We start from the raw sequence: 1,372 nt of genomic DNA, 5'->3' as shown, positions 1-1,372 counted from the left end.
GAAACTGTCAAATTTTTTGTGTAAATAGATTTTTCTCGTAGATTGATTTTTTAATCTTTTATTTAATCAAAGTAGGATTCTAAGGTATCCTGAACCTGACCAAAGCCTTTGTGGATTCGATTGAAATAGCGTTCGTTGTAGCTCATTGCCTGAATGCCAATAAAAGTATCAAGCGACTGTTCAGTTGGAAACTCTGCTTTAGGCTTAGCTTTACGCTTGATAACGTTGTTAAAGGATTCGATCATATTGGTAGAGTAAATTGAAGCCCTGATCTGCTTAGGATAGCTGTAAAAGACCAGCAGATCAGGTTCAATATCTTTGAGATTTCTGATGACATGGTTGTACGCTCTGTTCCACTTGTCATAGAAGGCGTGCAAGACTTTGATCGCAGCTTTTTTATTTGGCTGTTGATGAATTTGCTTGAATTCATTCATGATCGTTTCGCGATCATCTACGCGTACTTTAGCGCAAATATTGCGCATGACATGAACTAGACAGCGTTGAAAATGAGCTTTCGGATAAGTCTGCTCCAGCACTGTCTTCATGCCCACAACGCCATCTGAAAGAAAGAGCTCAACCTGTTCTAGACCGCGAGACTTCACATCTTGAAGCATTTCCGTCCAATTCTCGACGTTTTCGCTGGGAGCAATGCGGTAATCGATGACTTCCTTGTGGCCATTAGGCTTGATGCCAATGGCAATATAAACTGCTTCACGATCAAAGGTTATGCGACGCAAAGGAATGTAGGTAGCGTCCAAATAAACGCAGAAGAACTTGTCACTGAGTTTGCGCTGATGATAGGCCTCGACTTTTGGAATCATCTGCTTGGAGATGTTAGATACCTGAGCTGGGCTGTAATGACTGCCATACATCTTTTCAATCAAGTCGGCTATTTCTCTGGTGGTTACGCCTTTGGAATATAGCTTGATAATCATGCTTTCCAAGACATCGGAGTGCTGCTTGTAGTCAGGGAGCGTGTGCTGATGAAACATGCCGTTGCGGTCCCTAGGCACCTGAATTTCAATCTCGCCAAATTGCGTATCAACCTTGCGAAAGTAAGCACCATTGCGTGAATTGCCTGTATTCCAGCCAGCTCTGGCATAAGGATCATAGCCTAAAAACGCAGTCAGTTCAGCCTCTAATAGGTCATTAACTGCTTGCTGGAGTTCTTTGCGCAATAAATCGTTTATTTTGTCTTGATTGAATAGAGCTTGTGCCATATTTTTGGTAAAATCATTCATGAAGGAGTTCTTCTTTCTGTATGTGTTTTTTTGTTCAAACCAATCATACGAGAAAGGAACTCCTTTTTCTAATGTTTTAAGAAATTAATTTAAGGAATTATTCATCCTTACACAAACTATTTTACGGTCTC

At 40.8% G+C, this 1,372-nt stretch carries 1 protein-coding gene; it reads right to left on the bottom strand.

Annotation, left to right across the window (positions count from 1 at the left end):
* Positions 1-62: 62 nt before the first annotated feature.
* Positions 63-1,241, bottom strand: a complete 1,179-nt coding sequence (locus tag LDM92_RS09770) for an IS256 family transposase (protein WP_198189192.1) — start codon at positions 1,239-1,241, stop codon at positions 63-65.
* Positions 1,242-1,372: the final 131 nt, after the last annotated feature.

The sequence above is a fragment of the Lactobacillus laiwuensis genome (genome assembly GCF_019972835.1).
Classification (GTDB): Bacteria; Bacillota; Bacilli; order Lactobacillales; family Lactobacillaceae; genus Lactobacillus; species Lactobacillus laiwuensis.
Note: the sequence above shows the minus strand (reverse complement) of the source record. Positions and strands in the feature narration are given on the sequence as shown.

What these genes read in the sequence shown, in the direction of transcription:
- LDM92_RS09770 (WP_198189192.1), bottom strand. Translation starts at nt 1,241, where the DNA reads ATGAATGATTTTACCAAAAATATGGCACAAGCTCTATTCAATCAAGAC.